This window comes from Roseibium sp., assembly GCF_025698965.1.
Classification (GTDB): Bacteria; Pseudomonadota; Alphaproteobacteria; order Rhizobiales; family Stappiaceae; genus Roseibium.
Map to the genome: position 1 here is coordinate 1 of NZ_JAILWL010000060.1, position 19374 is coordinate 19374.

15 protein-coding genes are annotated in these 19374 nt (G+C 52.5%); 6 read left to right on the plus strand and 9 right to left on the minus strand.

Annotated features, from left to right (window positions below):
- A partial coding sequence (locus K5905_RS07125; RefSeq protein WP_297581909.1) for an FAD-dependent oxidoreductase occupies positions 1-754 on the minus strand: 754 nt, incomplete at its 3' end.
- Between the two features lie 262 nt (positions 755-1016).
- Here K5905_RS07125 and K5905_RS07130 point away from each other — a divergent pair.
- Entirely contained in the window at positions 1017-1832 is an 816-nt protein-coding gene (locus K5905_RS07130) for a GlxA family transcriptional regulator (RefSeq protein WP_297581911.1), read from the plus strand.
- A gap of 67 nt (positions 1833-1899) precedes the next feature.
- On the opposite strand, the gene K5905_RS07135 is transcribed toward K5905_RS07130, so the two are convergent.
- The 4 genes from K5905_RS07135 to K5905_RS07150 all read right to left on the minus strand — a co-directional run bounded on the left by K5905_RS07135 (position 1900) and on the right by K5905_RS07150 (position 3754).
- A complete protein-coding gene (locus K5905_RS07135; protein WP_297581914.1) occupies positions 1900-2397 on the minus strand; it encodes a c-type cytochrome in 498 nt (165 codons plus the stop codon).
- Positions 2398-2506: 109 nt separating this feature from the next.
- Entirely contained in the window at positions 2507-2971 is a 465-nt protein-coding gene (locus tag K5905_RS07140) for a DUF411 domain-containing protein (RefSeq protein ID WP_297581917.1), read from the minus strand.
- The gene (locus K5905_RS07145; RefSeq protein WP_297581920.1) at positions 2964-3269 is read right to left on the minus strand and encodes a hypothetical protein; all 306 of its coding nucleotides are present in this window, start codon (positions 3267-3269) and stop codon (positions 2964-2966) included. The genes K5905_RS07140 and K5905_RS07145 overlap by 8 nt, the downstream gene beginning before the upstream one ends.
- A gap of 128 nt (positions 3270-3397) precedes the next feature.
- A complete protein-coding gene (locus K5905_RS07150; RefSeq protein WP_297581923.1) occupies positions 3398-3754 on the minus strand; it encodes a hypothetical protein in 357 nt (118 codons plus the stop codon).
- Positions 3755-4084: 330 nt separating this feature from the next.
- On the opposite strand from K5905_RS07150, the gene K5905_RS07155 reads away from it, so the two are divergent.
- The gene (locus tag K5905_RS07155) at positions 4085-4771 is read left to right on the plus strand and encodes a phosphatase PAP2 family protein (protein WP_297581926.1); all 687 of its coding nucleotides are present in this window, start codon (positions 4085-4087) and stop codon (positions 4769-4771) included.
- Positions 4772-4837: 66 nt separating this feature from the next.
- Here the strand turns inward: K5905_RS07155 and K5905_RS07160 are convergent, their stop codons facing one another.
- Both K5905_RS07160 and K5905_RS07165 read right to left on the minus strand, forming a co-directional pair.
- Positions 4838-7054, minus strand: coding sequence for an ABC transporter transmembrane domain-containing protein (locus tag K5905_RS07160; RefSeq protein ID WP_297581928.1), 2217 nt, complete (start codon positions 7052-7054; stop codon positions 4838-4840).
- Positions 7051-8679: an ABC transporter transmembrane domain-containing protein gene (locus tag K5905_RS07165; RefSeq protein ID WP_297581930.1), complete on the minus strand. Its 1629-nt coding sequence runs from the start codon at positions 8677-8679 to the stop codon at positions 7051-7053. Before K5905_RS07165 ends, K5905_RS07160 begins: the two co-directional genes overlap by 4 nt.
- A gap of 291 nt (positions 8680-8970) precedes the next feature.
- On the opposite strand from K5905_RS07165, the gene K5905_RS07170 reads away from it, so the two are divergent.
- On the plus strand, positions 8971-14127 hold the full coding sequence (locus tag K5905_RS07170) for a cadherin domain-containing protein (RefSeq protein WP_297581932.1): 5157 nt from the start codon (positions 8971-8973) through the stop codon (positions 14125-14127).
- Between the two features lie 523 nt (positions 14128-14650).
- Here K5905_RS07170 and K5905_RS07175 read toward each other — a convergent pair.
- A complete protein-coding gene (locus tag K5905_RS07175; protein ID WP_297581934.1) occupies positions 14651-15973 on the minus strand; it encodes an HlyD family type I secretion periplasmic adaptor subunit in 1323 nt (440 codons plus the stop codon).
- A gap of 310 nt (positions 15974-16283) precedes the next feature.
- Between K5905_RS07175 and paaG the strand changes: the two genes are divergently transcribed.
- From paaG to paaK, 3 genes are read left to right on the plus strand one after another with little or no spacing between them, the layout of a single operon-like run.
- On the plus strand, positions 16284-17078 hold the full coding sequence (gene paaG / locus K5905_RS07180) for a 2-(1,2-epoxy-1,2-dihydrophenyl)acetyl-CoA isomerase PaaG (protein ID WP_297581936.1): 795 nt from the start codon (positions 16284-16286) through the stop codon (positions 17076-17078).
- A gap of 19 nt (positions 17079-17097) precedes the next feature.
- On the plus strand, positions 17098-17523 hold the full coding sequence (gene paaI, locus K5905_RS07185; protein ID WP_297581938.1) for a hydroxyphenylacetyl-CoA thioesterase PaaI: 426 nt from the start codon (positions 17098-17100) through the stop codon (positions 17521-17523).
- Positions 17524-17560: 37 nt separating this feature from the next.
- The gene (gene paaK, locus K5905_RS07190) at positions 17561-18871 is read left to right on the plus strand and encodes a phenylacetate--CoA ligase PaaK (protein ID WP_297581940.1); all 1311 of its coding nucleotides are present in this window, start codon (positions 17561-17563) and stop codon (positions 18869-18871) included.
- Positions 18872-18936: 65 nt separating this feature from the next.
- Here paaK and K5905_RS07195 read toward each other — a convergent pair.
- Positions 18937-19374 (minus strand): MaoC/PaaZ C-terminal domain-containing protein (locus tag K5905_RS07195; protein WP_297581942.1); only part of this gene is annotated, 438 nt, incomplete at its 5' end.

Below are 19374 nucleotides of genomic sequence, written 5' to 3' on the forward strand. Positions count from 1 at the left end.
TCGGCAATCTGAGGTCTGCGTAAGACATGACTTTCCCGGAAGACCCTGCGACGGCGACGCCAACCTTGCCTGACGCGATATATCCCCGTGTCGTCTCAACACCCTGGATCTTGCCGTTTTCGATACGAAAACCGGTGACCTCGCAGTTCTGAATAATATCAACACCATGCCGGTCGGCGGATCGGGCATAGCCCCAGGCGACCGCGTCGTGGCGCACCGTGCCACCACGTCGATGCATCAGCGCTCCCTTGATCGGGAACCTGGCACTATCGAAATTCAGAAATGGCGCCTCTCGGCGAACGCCGTCTGCATCCAGTAGTTCCGCATCGGATCCATGAAGGATCATTGCGTTGCCGCGCCGGCGGTAGGCGTCTCTCTGCGCGTCGGTATGGATCAGGTTCATGATCCCACGCTGGCTGACCATGGCGTTGTAATTCAGATCCTGTTCCAGATTTTCCCATAATTTCAGGGAATACTCGTAAAATGGCTCGTTGCCGGGAAGCAGGTAATTGGAGCGGATAATTGTTGTGTTTCGGCCAACATTTCCCCCTCCGATCCATCCCTTTTCAAGAACCGCGATCCGCGATTTCTTGTAAACCTTTGCAAGGTAATGCGCGGTTGCGAGTCCATGGCCGCCACCACCGATAATGACAAAATCATACGCAGGTTTGGGGTCGGGATCGCGCCAGACGGGTTTCCACCCCTTGTGGCCCGTCAAAGCCTCCTTGATCAGTCTGAAACCGGAATAAGTCACAGTGTCCTCATGTCAGAATTTTTATGAGTGTGGCGCAATTCAGATTTCTAGTTTTTCTAATTCTGTCTTATTATATTTCAAAAGTGTCATCTAAGAGAGTCTTGTGTTGGAATACGGATCACGTCAAACGTTTGGCTTTCTGTTTGTTGATGGTTTTGCCCTAATGTCTTCAGCGGCATCGATTGAGCCACTCAGGGCTGCAAATCTGCTGTCCGGAACGGAGCTCTACGGAATTCGGTATCTATCAAAGGATGGCGGTCGAATGTCCGCATCCTGTGGGGCATCGTTCGATACTGAACCGCTGCCCCGGCATGGTACGGATCTTGATATCCTTTTTGTGGTCGCGGGTGGAAATCCCATGTCCGTTCGGGACCCGCAGCTACTTGGAAAATTACGCGCTCTGGCCGCGCATGGCACCGCGCTTGGCGGCATTTCGGGTGGCGCGGTTCTTCTTGCGAAAGCCGGTGTGCTGGAAGGTCGCCGCTTCACGGTTCACTGGGAACATTTTGAAGAACTGCGTGCACTGTCGGACCGGTTCCTGATGGAACGACGCCTCTTCATTATCGACCGCGACCGCTACACTTGCGCGGGTGGTGTCGCGCCGCTCGACATGATGCACGCGCTGATACAGTCGGCACATGGAAGCGAGCTTGCAAGGTCCGTGAGCGATTGGTGCATTCACACCGGTGTCAGAAGTGCGGAAGATCCGCAAAGATCCGGGTTTTCCGAAGGCAAGACGCACCTTCACATGGCGGTCGTCAGCGCACTCGAATTGATGGAAAACCATATTGCCGATCCCTTGAGTCTGGATCAGATTGCGATGCTTACGGGGCTTGGCAGGCGTCAGCTATTGCGACGATTTGAAGAACAGTTCGGCAAGGGGGTCATGCAGTGTTACATGGATATTCGTCTGCGAAAGGCGGACGAACTCGTCCGCAAAACCCGATTGCCCTTCGTTGAAGTTGCAATGACTGCAGGTTTCATAAATCAAGCGCATTTTGCAAAAGTTTATAAATCCAGATTTGGTGCCTCCCCAAGCGCCCGCCGGAAAGCACAAACGCTTGTTCGTGAGGATTGACCAGTCAAGAAGTGGGCGTGTTGGCATACCCGACAATACCCGCGGCAATACCAGAAACATCGACAAACTATCTGGCACGACGCACCTGCTCGTTCAGAGCATCGTGCTGTTGTCTGATTTCGTCCGGCCATTGGGCTTTGATCCAGGAAAGCACCGCGATGATTTCCTCGTCGCCAAGTGTTTTCCCAAACTTTGGCATGTTTGAAACATACTCCTGTATGTCGAGAGCTTCGGCAGTCCCGTATTTTGTGATTGTGAAGAGCAGCTCGTCAGCATGGTGCCAAGTATGCCCGCTTGCATCATGTGGCGGTGCCGGCCAGGAACCATCCGGATTTTCGGTCTGCCAGTTAGGCTCTCCCTTGAGGTCTGCTCCGTGACAGGACGCGCAGTTTTCAACGTAGATTTCTGCCCCCCTGGCTACCACTGCCCTGTCATTTGCTCGCAAAACGATACGGCCTGAATGCGAGTTTGGAGCAGTAGGAAGTGAGGCGAAGTAACCGAAAACCAGAACGGCAAGAATCAGAGCACCGAACAGGAAGGACCAAATTATGAGGGCTTTTTTCATCGTGCGGTTCAATCGAAGGCAACAAAGTTCTTTGGGATTGAGGGCGAAGCTCAAAGAGCTCGCCCCCTTCGATAATTAAGTGCCCTGTTCAAAAGACACCTGAAGAACGCTAGTCGCCTGTTGTCAGATAAGGCTCCGGCGTTTCACCCGGGCTCATCCCAATAGCGAATACGGTGTAGACCGCAGAAGGGTCATACCCCATTCCCAACGAGCCTTGAGGCATGCCCGGAACTGCCAGTCCGCGAATATCGGGGCGTTCAGTCATCATCTTGCTGATCGCCTCAAGCGGCACATGACCCTCGACGACATATTTTCGATCGCCGCCTACCACGGCTGTATGACAGGCCTGCAGGTCCTCGGGAACCCCTGCCTGTTTTTTGATAGCAGTCAGATCTTCCATATTCTCTGTCACTACATGAAACCCTGCCGCCTTCATGGCATCCGACCAGGCTTCGCAGCAGCCGCACCAAGGTGTTTTATAGACAGTTATTGTCTTGGCTTCATCGGCAGAAGCTGACGGCAAATTGGTCAAAAGACCGATGAGTGGGAACAGAACCAGCGAGCGATTAGTCATCTTGCTTCTCCTTTCTTGACGGCGCATGACAGGATTTTCCCATAAAGCGATGCATCAGCACATGCATTCCAAGGCAACCGAGCATCGGTGTCGCAAGCATCAGTGTTTTACCGAGCGCCTGACCGGCGGGTGCTGACAACAGCAGGATGCCTGTACCTGCGACCATGGCGACGCAACAAGCCATCATGAACAAGCTGTTCCCTCGAAGAATGGGTTTCCGGTCCCCCGACCTGGTAGAGATCGGCAGGACAATCGGGACAGTCACCTGTTCACCGTTGCGACTTTTCAGAGTTCTCATTGAAAATTCACCTTCACATCAAGGCGAACGATTGCAGTGGTGCAAACCGGCCAAAATCCGGACTTTCGTTCGACCTTCCAAAAAACTGACAGACCGGAGCATCATGACGGCTGCCCCGGAACGAAGTGTCAGCCTTTCTTGGGAGGTCGGTCTTGCGGGACGGGAGAAAAATCCGTCAGTCCCGGCAACGGAGTTGTCTCCAGGACGCACTCGGATGCAAACTGATGAATGAAGTCTTCGACCTTGAATGAGGCGCAATCAGCACTGCAATTCGAGATCTTTCCCGTACCGCCTGACTTGTTCGCAAAGTCACAGCACTGTGCGTGATGGGAAATACCAGCACTTGCATCTGTATTCAGGTCGCCCTCAGGATGTAACGAGTTTGCGGATACCACCACCGTATCGGGTTCAACAGGACTCATCGCGGCGACCGAATGGATGCCAGCAAAGACGAGAAGCAACAATGCGATCAGTAATCTACGCATGAGGCTTTCATACCGGATTTGCACATCAGTCGAAATGGGTAAAATTGGCGCAATGCCTGTTGGCTCTCTTTGTGGAGCTCTGAATGATAACGCAGAAGAGTAAATTGGCTACTTCATAACACCAATATTCAACCCGGTCCAATTTTTCCGAACCTATACGTTTTATTGAATGTAATGATCAGTATTAAAAATATACCTCTACATGTATTTCGGATACACGGAAGCATTAGTTACAAATTCTTAATTTGAATACTCCTCGCTCCACATCATCTCTCATACAAGTGAAAACCCGTTTCATCTTGTTTTCGTGTTGAGTGGAGGAAGCCCGAGATGAAGAGATTGACTGGAACTCTTACCGCGATTGCGATCATCGTTGCAGCTGCGACGACGTCTGCGCAAGCGGCGTCTTCGACTGCAACACTGCTCCCCGAAAATGCTGTTGAAGCGCAAAGCAAAATCTCCACGCCACCTGCCCTCGGCACACCCAAATTCCACGAAGAAATGTCGACCGTTCTTTGGCTTCAGGAGACCCGAACACCGGAACAGTCCGAGTTTGCGGAAACCACCCTCAATGTTGAACGGTTCGCACCGGTAGTAGGTGAAGCCATGTTCGAAGTGAACGGGCCCGCAATGAAGGCACTGATTGACGGTGCCATCAACGAGGTCCGAACAGACTATGATGCGGTCAAGGCTGTTTACGACTATCCACGGCCCTTCGAAATCAATGCTGCGGTGGAGCCTCTGGGAGACGCGAGACCCGTTGCATCGTATCCCAGCGGCCATTCCATCCGGGCTGTTGTCTATGCACGCCTCCTGGCGGAGGTTTTTCCGGAGAAGACGGATGAATTGATGGATCTGGCGAACCGGATCGGACATGGCAGAGTGATAGCCGGCGTCCACTATCCCATGGATGTAACGTCCGGACAGGTCCTCGGGCACGCTTATGCGGATGCAATTCTCGCCGGTCCGGCGTTTCAGCAAGCTGTTGAGGATATCCGTCCAGGAAACGCTTCTTAGGAGACGAGACGAGGTGCGCCACTTTGCCGGGCGCACTTCGTATCCTGGACCTCGAATAGCAATTCCTTAGCTTGCCTTTGCACTTGCGCCCATGAGAACGGGAATAACCTGATCAGGTGTCCCAATCATCGCAATCTGCCCTGACTTCAACACAACTACGCGATCCGCCATTTTCATGTGGCTTGGCCGCTGCGTGTTGATAAGGATCGTCGACTTGCCGTGCAGGTTGCCTATCATCGCCATGAATTTCTTGTCACCGTCAAAATCAAGATGCGTGCCGGGATTGTCGAAAAGATAGAGCGGCACCGTCTTGATGAGGGCCCTTGCCAACACGATGCGCTGCTTCATGTTGTCCGGAATGAGTTTGAGTATTTCACCATTCAGACGTGTTTCCAGGCCTTGAAAATTTTCGGCCAAATAAGGCAGCAGGCCTAGTTCATCGGTGATTTGCAGTAGTCTCTCGTCGCTGCACCCGGGATCAGACAGCAAAAGATTCTGTTTGACGGTTCCATAAAAGAAATCGAGATCATCCGGCGCATAACCGATCTTGGACCGCCACTCCCCCGCATCCAGCTGACGAACATCCAGACCATCGAATAGAATGGACCCGACCTGAGGCTGAAACAGTCCTGTAAGGGCTTGAAACAGAGCAGTTTTCCCGGAACCGCTCGGCCCCGTGACTGCAATCAATTCGCCATCCCTGACGTTCAGCTCGACCCCTTTCAACGAAGCCTCGGTCGCTCCCGGATATCTGAGAACCAGCGAGGAGATTTTCAGATCTCCCCTGATGTCTCTTGTGATCCTTGGAAGGTGTCCGGGTTCGCGTTCCAACGGCGTTTTCATCAGATTGTTGATCTGACCGATCACAGTCTTGCTCTGTGCAAGTTGCGTAATGCTGAGGAATGCCTGGTTCATCGGGTTTAGAACACGCCAAGACAAGGCCATCGTCGCAATCAGAGCACCAAGGCTCATGTCACCATTCATGGCCTGCAGCGCACCAATCCCCAGAACCAAAATCCCGCAGATCGTCATCAGTGTTTGCGAAACAGTCTGAAGAACATGAGTTAGATGGTGGGCATGTACGTTCAGTTTGTTGAAGTCTGCAGAAAGCGTTGAAAACCGGTCAAGCCACGTATCTTCTACTGACAAATTGCGCAACACGCGTTGATTTCTGAAGGTTTCGATCATGAAACTGTTCAGCTTGGATTTTTGTTCACCGACAGCTGCGACTTCCCGCTGGACTTTTGGTAACACGTAGACGGCAATCAGAGCATAGATCACCAAAAGAGCAAGTGGCGGTAGTGCGACCGGTCCACCGATAAGAAAAATGGCTGTGATAAAAATCAATGAAAACGGAATGTCGACAATCGCGTTGAACAGCGAGCTCTGAAAAATATCGCGGACGCTGTCGAAATATCGCAGGCGCATGACCTGAGTGCCGATAGGTGCTTCGGATAACATGGAATACGGCAAGTGCAAGATCCGTTCGAACGTCCTGTTGCCGACGATCGCGTCTATGCGCCCTCCCAAGTAGGATTGCAGGTGGTTTTTGGTCTTTCGCAGCGCAAATTCGCAGACGATTATGATCGCGACGCCAACCGCCATGGTGATCAGGACATCGATGGATTTTGATCCCATCGCCTTGTCGTATATAGCCATGATGAACAAAGGGGGGCCGAGTGCGATGACGTTCAACACGAAGCCTAACGCCAGTATCGACAAGATACTGCTCCGGAACTTCCTGGAAGCTGTCGAGGACCAACTCCGCTTGTTTTGGACCTGACTTTCATCCTCCCGTTTATCGCAGACCAGGTAAATTTCTGATTTTGAAATTTCCCTTGGCGACAGGATAAGCGCTTGCCCTTCCAGACCGGAAAAGGCTCGAAACTCTCCTGTCTCGGTTTTGCTGACAAGAATTTGGACGTCACCCTCTAAAACACGCAGACTTGGAAGTTGCGCTTGTGTGAGATCCACCGCGTCAGTCTTGCAGGCTATGGTTTGCACATGGATCCGGTTCAGGACGGTGCGTAATTCCTGAAAGGTTTCGATACGGTCAAAATGCGGCAAGGCTTCGAACAACAGACGGTCATTCCCTTGCCAGTGCATTTCCTGGAGCAGCGGAATCAGACATTTTTCTGCGGGTGCAGCATCCAGCTCAAGCTTTTGAAATGCTGAGATTTCATCCGCGGAAGCAGTCATTTCAGACGACAGATCGTTCCATTGGCGGTGAACCGGATTGTCGGTGGCATGAAGATCATCGAGATCAAACAACGCCTTGCTCATGCCGAAATCCCCACTGTTTGCGCCTTGGTGGACATCTCCCGCGTCTGACAAACGTGAATTTGCCCGTCGCGAAGCTCGTATTGCTGATCGGCAAGTGCGAGCATTGACGGTCGATGACTGACGATCACAACAGTTACATGCCCCCTCAGGCGCTTCAGAGCATCCATCAAGCCTCTGTCTGCCTGTTGGTCCAGCTGTGCGTTAGCCTCATCAAGGATTAGTATTCTTGGTTCCCCTGCAAGCGCCCTTGCAATACAAATTCTTTGCAATGTGGCGGCGGGTACTTTCCCTCCCAGGTCTGCCCCCAGACGCGTTTCATATCCTTTGGGCAAAAGATGGATTTCTTTTTCCAGACCAATCAGCTTTGCAGCCATCCGTGCATGAACAATATCTGACACGGCACCGAACATGGTTATGTTTTCCAGGATCGTGCCATTGAAAATGGCTGTCTGATTGTCGACGTAGGAAACGCTTTGCCTGAGAGCATTTTTGTAAGGACCGTCAAAATCCCGTCCACCGAGGCGCACCTTACCGGAAGTTGGCGATTGCTCTCCGGTCAGAAGCTTCATGAGCGTGGACTTACCGCTGCCATCCGCACCGATGAAACCGACGAACTGTCCCTGAGGGATTGAAAGGTTCACTCCGGAAAAGACTTTTCGCTTTCCGTTTCCGACTTCGACAGAAACGTCGACCAGTTCGATTGACCCATCAGTTTCAAATTCTTCGGCGGCCCGAGCCTCAACACCCGGCAATTCAAACAGGTTTTGAACCTGATTGTAGTCGTGCTTCAGGCGTTGCATGTCTGTCAGTTGATTGATTGCTCGCAAAAACGGCTGAACAAATTGTCCCGACAACAGAGTGCTGGCCGCCACGCCACCTATGCTGAAATTGCCATTGATGACCATGACGGCCCCAAATAAGACAACGAAAACTGTTGTCATAGTACCGAACAATGCAGATGCATCCCGTGCCTGACCGGACAGGCGCATGTATTTCTGGCTCAGTCTCGCTGTATCTCTTTGCAGGCGTTCGAAACGGCGCATGATCAGCGCTTCCATTGCCTGGGACTTTACGGTCTTTGCTCCGGACAAAACTTCGAGGATGAAATCTGATTTGCGATCGTCCTGGCCGGCTCTTTCAGCGACCACTTTCTGTAGAAGCCGGTTCCGGTTTACCGCGAACATCAAAAACACGCCGAGGAGGCAAACCGGCACAAGTGCCAACGGCCCCGAAATAAAGATCAAGACGGCGAGAAATATTCCACCCGCCGGTAAATCGATTGCCAGCAACCGCCCTTGATCACCATAGTGGTCTGAAATCGATTGCAATGCTCGCAGCTGATGCACCTGAACCGAGACTGGTGTTTTTGCAAACTGTCCAGGCTTGGCATCGAGAACACGGCGGAACAGTTCCTTGTGAGCCTGATGATTGAAACTCGCGCCAAATCGGCCAACAACGGCGGTGCGTGCAATCTTGATCATCGCATCAACAACGAGTACGCAGATTACTCCCGACATCAGCACAAGAAGCGTATCCGTCGAAGCGTTTGGCAGAACCCGATCATAGACCTGCAAAATGGCAAGCGGCAGTGCAAGCGCAAGAACATTCGCAAACACCGATGCCACGATGACATCGCGTGGCAAACGAGGTGCTGTGATCCAGTTTCCCGAAGGTGAATGCCTCACTTTCAAGCGAGGAAGAAAAAAGGAGGAAAACACTGAATTGAACATGTTTGCGCCAGAGTCGTCTGCGTGTTGACTCAAACTCAACTCTTCCGGTTTAAAAAGCGTTTACCTTACGAAGTAAATTCGGAATTTCTGCATCACAAACCCCTAAAGACGCTGAGTAACTTTTCGCTTTGTTAACGACGATGGCGTTGATGTTGTTCATTGGCAATTGGGCGGGTGATCGATCGAATGGCAAGCGATACAGAAAACCAGGGCCAGCAGAAGACTGCCCCATCTGACGGCGGAAATTCCGGGTCGCAAACGACGCTGACATCGGACAGCTATCTACAATCGGCATTGCTCGACACCAGAGATAACCATCTCGACAAGGTACATGACTACCATCTGCAGCAAGACAAGGGTGTCTCGTCCGAACAGGTGAACGCAAATCTGCATTTGCATTCAGCTCAAAATCAGCGTCTCCCCGGTGAGGAACCTACTCCCGCTTCGACTGTGCCGGATAAAGACACAACCAATCAAGCTCCAGCACCTCACCAATCAGCGGAACAAAACCAATCCGAAACGCAAGTTAGGCAGCCGGAACCCATCCCTACAGATGATGGATTACAGGCTGCAGCTCCGATCTCTGAGGCAGCACTTGGTGATGTTGCAACGGTCAACGTTTTCTCACAACTTGTGGCAAATCCGGACAAAGAAACCGGTTCAACCCAACCGATAGGTAACGAGAATAGCCGGTCAGAGGTGGATCAGGTTGCGGGCTCAGCGCGGGCGACACAACCTGCCGAGGAAAGGATTACCCTTTCAGAGCCTGCCGCATCCGGGCTTTCTGCCTTGTCTGACGTGGACGATCTGGAAAACTCAGTTGCCGAAGACGCTGCAGTTGGCGCAGTCACGGGCATTCAGGCATCCGCCGTGGTCACCGTGGACGCTTTGGTGCAATACAGCCTACTTGATGATGCGAATGGCTTATTCGCCATCAATCCGGAAAGTGGCATCGTAACCGTTGCAGGTGAACTTGATGCCGAGTCCGCGGGAACCCACAGTATTGTCGTTCTTGCGACTGCTTCAGATGGTGAAACACAGATTGAAACATTCACAATCACCATCCAAGACTTTGACGAATATGACGTTTCGTCAATCGAGGAGACCGGAACACCAGTTGACCAGATCCGCGAAGATGTCACAGCGGGCGAAACAGGCATTGCGGTTTCAGCCGAAGATCTCGACGTATCCGACACCGTCATTTACACAATTGACGATTCAAGGTTCGAAATTGACGGTGATGGCGTTGTTTCAATCGCAGCCGATGCCATTTTTGATGCGGAAACCGAAAGCTCTGTTTCCTTTACAGTCACCGCAACGTCCACCGACGGATCCGAAACATCGCAACTCTATTCGCTCAGGATTTCCGACGTTAGTGAATTTGCAGCAACGGACGTCACGGACACAGATGCTTCGGCCAACAACATTGCAGAAGACGCTGTTTCTGGCACCCAAGTCGGCATAACCGCATTGGCTACGGACGCGGACATCTCCGACAGTGTCACCTACTCCGTCTCTGACGATCGATTTGAAGTAGCTGCCGACGGCACGGTTACAGTCGCCTCCGGTGCAAAATTCGACGCGGAAACCGAAAGTTCCATAGACGTTGTCGTGGCAGCGACTTCTACTGACGGTTCGTCCTCACAGGAGACGTTCTCAATCTCAGTTTCCGACGTCAACGAAACCCCCGTTACCGACGTCTACGATACAGATGATTCCGACAATACCATTGCAGAACATACAGCAGCTGGAACACAAACGGGCATCACCGCGTTCGCCACAGATGCCGACACTTCCGACAGCGTCACCTATTCCGTTGCGGACGACAGGTTCGAAGTTGCTGATGACGGCACGGTTACAGTCGCCTCCGGAGCAAAATTCGACGCAGAAACGGAGAGTTCTATTGACGTTGTCGTGACAGCAACCTCCTCGGACGGCTCGACCTCGCAGGAAGCCTTCACAATTACCGTGTCGGACATTAACGAGAATGCCATCTCGGCTGTCTCAGACAGTGATGTATCTGTAAATACGATCGCCGAAGATGCAGTTGCCGGAACGAAGGTTGGAATCACCGCTTTCGCAAGCGACACAGATGCTTCCGACAGCGTCACTTATTCCGTTTCCGATGACCGGTTTGAAATCTCAGATGCGGGAACAGTTACCGTTGCTTCCGGTGCCCTGTTTGACGCCGAAACCGAAAGCGAGATCGACGTTACCGTGACGGCGACTTCCACTGACGGATCCGTTTCGCAGGAAACCTTCTCGTTGGAAGTGTCTGATATCAGTGACAATGCGCCCACTGACATTCAATTGAGCGGCCAATCGGGAAACCTTATTCAAAATGGAAGTTTTGAAGCATTCGACCTGTCCTCCGGTTCCTGGACACAGGTTGCCTCCGATCCCACCAATGCGTGGTCCTCAAGCGGATCCATTGAGGTCTGGGATACGTTTGATGGTGTGCATGCGACTGACGGAGATCAGCATCTTGAGCTGGATTCCGGTAACAATGTGAATTCGATTTCGCAATCCGTCGAGACAACCAACGGTCAGGTCTATGATCTCTCGATGGATATCCGCGCCCGATCCAGTTCCGCTACAAGTACGGTGGAAATCTACTGGAACGGCGACCTTGTCTCGTCGTTTGATCCGGAAATGGGAAACTGGAATTCATATGATTTCCAGGTAGTTGGTACCGGTAGCGACGATGTGCTGGAAATCCGGGAAGCATCGGAAGACAACGATAGCTATGGCGCGCTGCTGGACAACGTTTCCTTGACTGAAGTTCCGATGACGATCAGCGAAAATGTATCCGGGGCGGTCGTCGGTACGATCACGACATCTGACGCCGACGACACAGACAGCCATGCCTATTCAGTTTCGGATCAACGCTTTGAAATCATTCGTGATAGCGATGGTAATGCACTGTTGAAGCTCAAAGACACCGAGACTCTCGACCGTGAAAATGAAGACAGTGTCACGCTCACCATCACGACGACCGATGAGGCCGGGCTTAACTATTCCGAAGACTTCGTGATTTCTGTTGCCGATGTATCGGAAACGGAAGTCAGTGAAGTCTCCGATCAAGATGCTTCAACCAATTCCATTGCTGAAAATGCAGCCGCTGGAACGCAGATCGGGATAACCGCTCTGGCGACCGATGAAGACGCGACGGACGGTGTAACCTACTCCGTCTCGGACGACAGATTCAGCGTCGCCGATGATGGCTCAATAATCGTCGCCTCCGGTGCCCGTTTCGATGCGGAGACCGAAGAGGCAATCGACATTGTCATCACTGCCACATCGACCGATGGATCGTCTTCGCAGGAAACTTTCACAATTGCTGTTTCCGACGTCAACGAACGCGCGGTTTCCAATGTCTCGGATACAGACGCATCCGACAACAGTGTCTCGGAAAACGCGGCAGTTGGTACGCGAATTGGAATCACTGCGCTGGCAACCGATGCAGATGCCTCTGACAGCGTCACTTATTCCGTTTCCGATGACCGGTTCAGCGTCGACGCCAGCGGTGTGGTGACCGTCGGATCTGAAGCAAGCTTTGATCTGGAAGCGGAAAACAGCATTTCGTTGATCGTGACGGCGACGTCTACGGACGGGACCACGTCCAGCCAAACATTTTCAGTCTCGGTCGCCGACATCGCAGAAAACCTTCAATTGGCAGATGGTGGCGTTACCTTCACGGATGAGGCTCGCGCGGAACTGTCTGTAACGGGTGGTTCCGGAGATGACACAATAACTGCCCACGAAGACGGTGGTAACTTATCCGGAGGAGACGGAGCTGACTGGCTGATAGGCGGTATCGGCGATGATACCCTGGCAGGTTCTGAGGGTGCCGACCTTCTTCAGGGCGGCGCCGGTGACGACACAATGATCCTGGCTGGTGAAACTTCCTGGTCCGGTTACTACGCGAGAAATGTTGAAACCGGTGATCTTGTTTCCCTCACCGGAAAGACCAGAAATTCCGACGTTTTTCATGGAGGTGACGGAACGGACACATTGCGCGGCACCGACCAGGCCGACGCCGTTTTTCTTGACGACGGCTTCTCGAAAATGCATTCGGAAGCATCCGGCGCGCGCCTGGACAGTATCGAAACTGTTGAACTTGGAGCAGGAAACGATCTGCTCGACATGACAAGCTCCACTTACACTTATTCGACGGACATGAGTGTTGATGGAGGCACTGGCGACGACGTCATTTGGACTGCAGACGGTAATGACACACTTTCCGGTGGTGAAGGAAACGACACTCTGTTTGGCGGTGCCGGTGATGACACCCTTGACGGTGGCGCAGATGCCGACACTGCAGTCTATTCCGGAAATTTCGCCGACTATGACATTGTTGAAAACGATGACGGCAGCTTCACCATCACAGACACTCGCGCATCTGGTCCCGATGGCACCGACATTGTGTCGAATGTTGAAAGTTTCAGCTTTGCCGATGGTGACAAACTTGCAATTGAGTTAGTCGACACCTCGGTCGGGCCCGTTTCCGACAATGATGCTTCGACGAACACGATCCATGAAACCGATGTCGCTGGTACTCAAGTTGGCATCACGGCGACAGCGACGGATCCCGATGGCGAGGCTGTGAGCTACAGTTTGAACGACGATCGATTTGACATCGATGCCGATGGTGTCGTCACGATTGCCGATCATGCATTCTTCGACAGTCAGGTGGAAAGCTCTGTTGATCTGACCATAACCGCAGCTTCGGCCGATGGTTCAGAGTCCTCCGAAACATTCAGTATCACTGTCTCGGGCGACTACGACTATGAATTTACCGGTGGAACGGGCAACGGAACATTCAGTGGTTCCGGTCAATCAATTTCCGTAGATGGTGTTGGCGGAGGCGACAACATTTCGACGGGTGACTACGGTGACCGGATCGAAGGCGGTTCGATTGCCGGAGCTGATATGATTTCCGGAAATGGCGGGCGTGATCTGCTGTTCGGCGAAGGTGGGCAGGACATGATCTCAGGCGGGGCCGGAGACGACGTCATTATCGGCGGCGCCGATGGTGACAATCTGGTTGGCGGCGATGGATCTGACCTGTTCATGTATGGCCTGGGCGATGGCAACGACACTATTTCTGGTGGAGCCGGTGCGGCCTGGACCGATGTCCTTGATCTTGGCGGCGGTCCCGGCGTGAGCGCGGCTGGCGACTTTGGCACCGACTGGACAATCACAATCACCGAGGGTTCTATCGAAACGACTGACCTGGAGAATGGAAAACTGGACCTCACCGAAGACGCCAGCGGAACGATTGAATTCCTTGACGGCAGCAAGATTGATTTCACGGAGATGGAAGAAATTCGCTGGGGCTGATTTCAGGGCTAATCTGCAATGCAAAAACCCCGCTGTTTCCAGCGGGGTTTTTGTACTTTTATCCAACTATCCGGGCCGTATCCCGCCGTCAAACATCAGGTACCAGGTCAGTTTGCAACCATGCCCCATGCGAAAACCGGTCCTGCCTGTTTCCCCTATTGTCGGAATTCTGACGTCAACAGATTAGGAAACGACCATATACGAATGCAGGCCAATAAATGCGGCGGTTACCAAAATCACAGCCAGCAAGCTGACGCAGTCTTTTGCTACTTTTGTCATCTGAACAAGTCCTTCAACGGAATTTCGTTGCGCGATACATAGATCGACAAGTTTCGGAGAAGTAGCGCAAAAACTGCATATGGCATCTGCTCTCAGAGCATGGCTTTTCGATAACTCCCTAGCCATGAACCTGTGTTTTTGCCAACGCAGCCTGAGCGAAGCAGAAAGAAGGCTCAACCCGATCCGGTTCTATGACCGATCAATACGAACAAAAGAATTTCCGGCTGCCCTCTTCAATATTGCCTCACCGTTCGCTGAGCGGATCTCCGATCGCGCGCGTCACCGGCTTCAGCATGTATTGCATAACCGACTTTGAGCCGGTGACGATTTTCGCATCCACCACCATACCCGGCGAAATCGTCTCGGCCTGATTGCCGGATCCGATCCGATTGGATGAAAGAGGGATCTTTGCCTTGAAAAAGTAGTTGCCGTTCTCGTCGCGAAAGCTTGAAGCCGAGATCACGGAGACCTCGCCTTTCAAGGTGCCTTGAATGTTCGGATCGAATGTCGTGATGGCGATTTCGGCCTGATCACCTACTTCCACATGGCCGATATCCCTTGGCGAGATCCTTACATCCGCGACAAGGTCACTGTCACTGGGAACGATTTCCGCAACCACATCGCCGGGAGCAAGCACACTTCCTGGCCCCTTCAAATTGAGGGCCTTGATATGACCACTGGCCGGAGCCCTGACAAAAAGCCGGTCGAAGCGATCCCGCTGTTTTTCCGCCTCAAATGACAGTTCGCTGCGCTCTTGAACAACGCGGCTGCGTTCTTCTGCGAGTTCTTCTGCTACAAGGGCGATTGAACGCTCTAGCCCCGCCTTCGATTCCGCAAGTTGAGCTTGCGCACGCCCCTTCATGCCTTTGAGTTCACTTAGAAGACTCTGCGCGTTTTGAAGCGATGATTTGGTATCCAGGAACCTGCGTCTTGAAGTATAGCCCTGCTCAAGCAGCTTCTCCTGAATCTCAAATTTTTCCTGTTCGATTTCCAGTTGGGTTTCCTGCAACGAAATCCGCTCAAGAATACTCGACAGTTGCGCTTCCTTTTCCCTGACACGGGCCTTCAGCGCATGCTGTTCCTGTGCAAGTGCCTTGTGCTGAGCTGCCAGCACAGCCAATTGCGCTTCGCTGAATTTCACATCCGACCCAAGACGGAGACCGGACCGAAAGGCATTGCTTGGATCGACAGCCAGCCGTTGCTCTTCACGCAGGAGGAACGCCAAACGATCCTGAACACGTTCAAGATCGCTTGAAGTCGCGGTTTCCTGAAGTCGGACAAGCGGTGTTCCCTTATCCACGAGTTGTCCTTCCTGAACCAGAACTTCCGCGACGATGCCGCCTTCAAGGTGCCCGATGGTCTGGACCTTTCCAGCCGGTGCAATCTCACCCGCTGCCTTCGCAACTTCCCGCACCTGACCAAAACAGGCCCAACCTAGAAACGCTGCGATGCCAAGAGAAAGAATCTGCAGAACACGCCGATACACGACCGGTGGTGGACCTTCTTCAAGTTCCATCGGCATATCGAGCGAATAGTCTTGTGCAGAGGACTTACTACGAGTGAACATGACAGCCTAACGCTTGCGTAAACTTCGAGTTAGTCTATGCACATTCGAGGTAAACAACTGCTGAACAGTTACGTTTCGAAGAGATAAAAATCGAACAAAAACAATGTCCGAAGACTTGGGACCTGCGAATTTCTGACTTTTCGAAAAAAGATTTAGAGTCGGAAAGCAAAGTAAAGTGTGTCCCGGTCGATCGTCGTGCTGAGAAGTTCAATGAATGAACGATTCAGACTTTGACCCGCTTCGCACAACATGCATTAATGTCACGGATTTATGGTCGTATTGCCAATTTACGTGACGCTTTGGAGGGTGCATGGCTGAAACGAAACCGGTGTTGGCGGAATTGAAGGACGGAACGCTTCACCTTTCGCTGAACAGGCCAGAAAGACTCAACGCCTTTAACGAGGATATGCATCTCGCGCTTCGGGAACACCTCTCGGAAGCCGACGGCAATTCAAATGTCCGAGCTCTTTTACTGACAGGGTCAGGAAGAGCATTTTGCGCAGGACAGGACCTTTCGGATCGTGACATGAGGTCCGGTGGCCCCGCTCCCGATCTTGGGAACACTCTTGAAACGCTCTACAATCCCCTGGTCCGTCAAATACGTTCCTTAGGCAAACCGGTCATCTGTGCAGTCAACGGTGTCGCCGCCGGAGCGGGAGCGAATATTGCGTTGGCGTGTGACATCGTTGTGGCTGCACGTTCGGCCCGCTTCATTCAAGCGTTTTCCAAAATCGGTCTTGTTCCCGATTCCGGAGGCACATGGCTTTTGCCTCGATTGATCGGAGAAGCGCGCGCAAAGGCGCTTGCCATGACCGCAGAACCGCTCGACGCTGAGACCGCTGCCGATTGGGGGCTGATCTGGAAATCCGTTCCCGATGAAGATTTGCTCAACGTCGCGTCGTCGCTGGCGAACGGCCTGTCAACTGGGCCAACAAAAGGCCTCGCCCTTACGAAGCAATTGATGCAGGACGCCGCCAATCAATCGCTAGACACCCACCTGGATGCTGAACGCGATGCACAAAGACTGGCGGGGCGGACCACCGATTACCGCGAAGGCGTGGCTGCCTTTCTGGATAAGCGCCCTGCCCGTTTCACCGGTTCCTGAATACACACCTGGATTTCGCATGACGCCAATCGAAACAGCAAAAGCCTGCGCACAGCGCATGTGGTCACAAGACACAGCTTCTCAGAATCTCCACATGCAGCTCGATTTGGTCGAGCCAGGTCATTCGATCATGACGATGACCGTTGGGAAGACAATGACCAATGGATACGGCATCTGCCATGGCGGCTACATTTTCACGCTGGCCGACAGTGCTTTCGCCTATGCCTGCAATACCTACAACCAGGTTACCGTGGCGCAACACTGTAATGTGACCTTTCTTACTCCTGCGCTTTTGGGCGATCGGTTGACGGCAACTGCACAGGAACGATCTCGCAAAGGCCGTTCAGGGCTTTACGATGTGACGGTGACAAACCAGGACGGCGAAACGATTGCCGAATTTCGCGGCAACTCAAGAACAACCAAAGGCACAATTTTGCCAGAGTGAGTGAAACGTTCGAAAAAACGTTTCCTGGGAGGACACAATGGAAGATCTGGCTCCGCATCCGGGAGATCTGGAACCTATTGAAACAGCATCACGGGACGAGATAGCTTCTGTGCAACTTGAGAGACTGAAGTGGTCCGTCGCACATGCATATGAAAACGTTCCGCTTTTCAGGACTAGATTTGACGAAAAGGGTGTTCATCCGAGTGATCTGAAAACCCTGTCTGACCTTTCCAAGTTTCCCTTTACCACCAAAACCGACCTCAGAGACCATTATCCCTTCGGTCTGTTCGCCGTTCCGCGTGACAAAATCGTCCGAGTTCATGCCTCCTCCGGAACAACCGGCAAGCCAACGGTCGTCGGTTACACGGCGAACGATATCGACATGTGGGGTCACCTTGTTGCGCGTTCGATCAGGGCCTCTGGCGGTCGTCCGGGTGATATTATTCACATTGCTTACGGGTATGGCCTGTTTACCGGAGGACTTGGCGCGCATTACGGTGCGGAAAAGTTAGGGTGCACCGTCGTGCCTGTTTCGGGAGGCATGACAGAACGTCAGGTCACGTTGATCCAGGATTTCAAGCCGCGCATCATCATGGTGACGCCTTCATATCTGCTTTCCATTCTGGACGAATTCCGACGCCAGGGCGTCGATCCGCGAGAAACCTCTCTTGCGACCGGTATCTTCGGCGCCGAGCCGTGGACCAATGCGATGAGAACGGAAATTGAAGAGGCATTCGACATGAATGCCGTCGATATCTACGGTTTGTCGGAAATTCTCGGCCCCGGTGTTGCAAACGAGTGCGTTGAAACCAAGGATGGTCTTCATATCTGGGAGGATCACTTTTACCCGGAGATTATTGATCCGGAAACCGGCGAGGTTTTGCCCGACGGCGAGATTGGCGAGCTGGTCTTCACAACGCTGACCAAAGAAGGTCTGCCGATGATCCGTTACCGCACTCGCGACCTGACCAGGCTGCTTCCCGGTACAGCAAGGTCGATGAGGCGGATGGAGAAGATCACGGGACGTTCCGACGACATGATCATCCTTAGAGGTGTCAATGTCTTCCCGACCCAGATCGAGGAGCAAATTCTGAAATGCAGCGGGTTATCTCCGCATTTCCAGATTGAACTTACCAAAACAAATCGACTGGACGTCATGACGGTTCATGTGGAAGCGCTGCAAGGTGCATCGACAATGGACGCACGCAAGGCATCGGCAAAAGAACTTGCTCATCATATCAAAAGCGTCGTCGGCGTATCCGCCGTCATCGATGTAACAGAACCCGGTCACGTTGAACGGTCGGCAGGTAAGGCCAAACGCGTCATCGACAACAGATCAAATGAATGAATGTCATGCAAAGACCCTTCCATCAAACTGGAAGGGCCTTGAACATGTCCAAGATGCCTTGGTTCTTAAACAGGCCACTCCTTGGCAACCAACGTCAACACATCGTAGTGGGCGACCGGCTCGTCCTTTTGATTGGTCACCAGACAATCCCAACGGACTTCTCCGTAGTCAGCTGAAATTCTTGGAGAAATCTCTTTTGCTGTGAGTTGTACTTTCAAGGCATCACCGACATTAACCGGCGTCATGAAGCGCAAATTGTCGACACCGTAATTGGCCAGCACCGGCCCCTCATCCGGATCGACAAAAAGGCCCGCTGCAAAAGATACGATCAGATAGCCATGCGCGACGCGACCGTCGAAGAACGGGTTTCGTCTGGCTGCTGCTTCATCCATATGGGCGTAAAAGGTGTCACCGGTAAATTCCGCGAAATGTTCAATATCTTCCAGAGACACAGTTCTGGAGGCGGTGGTCAACTGATCACCCGTCTTGAGATCGGCAAGCGA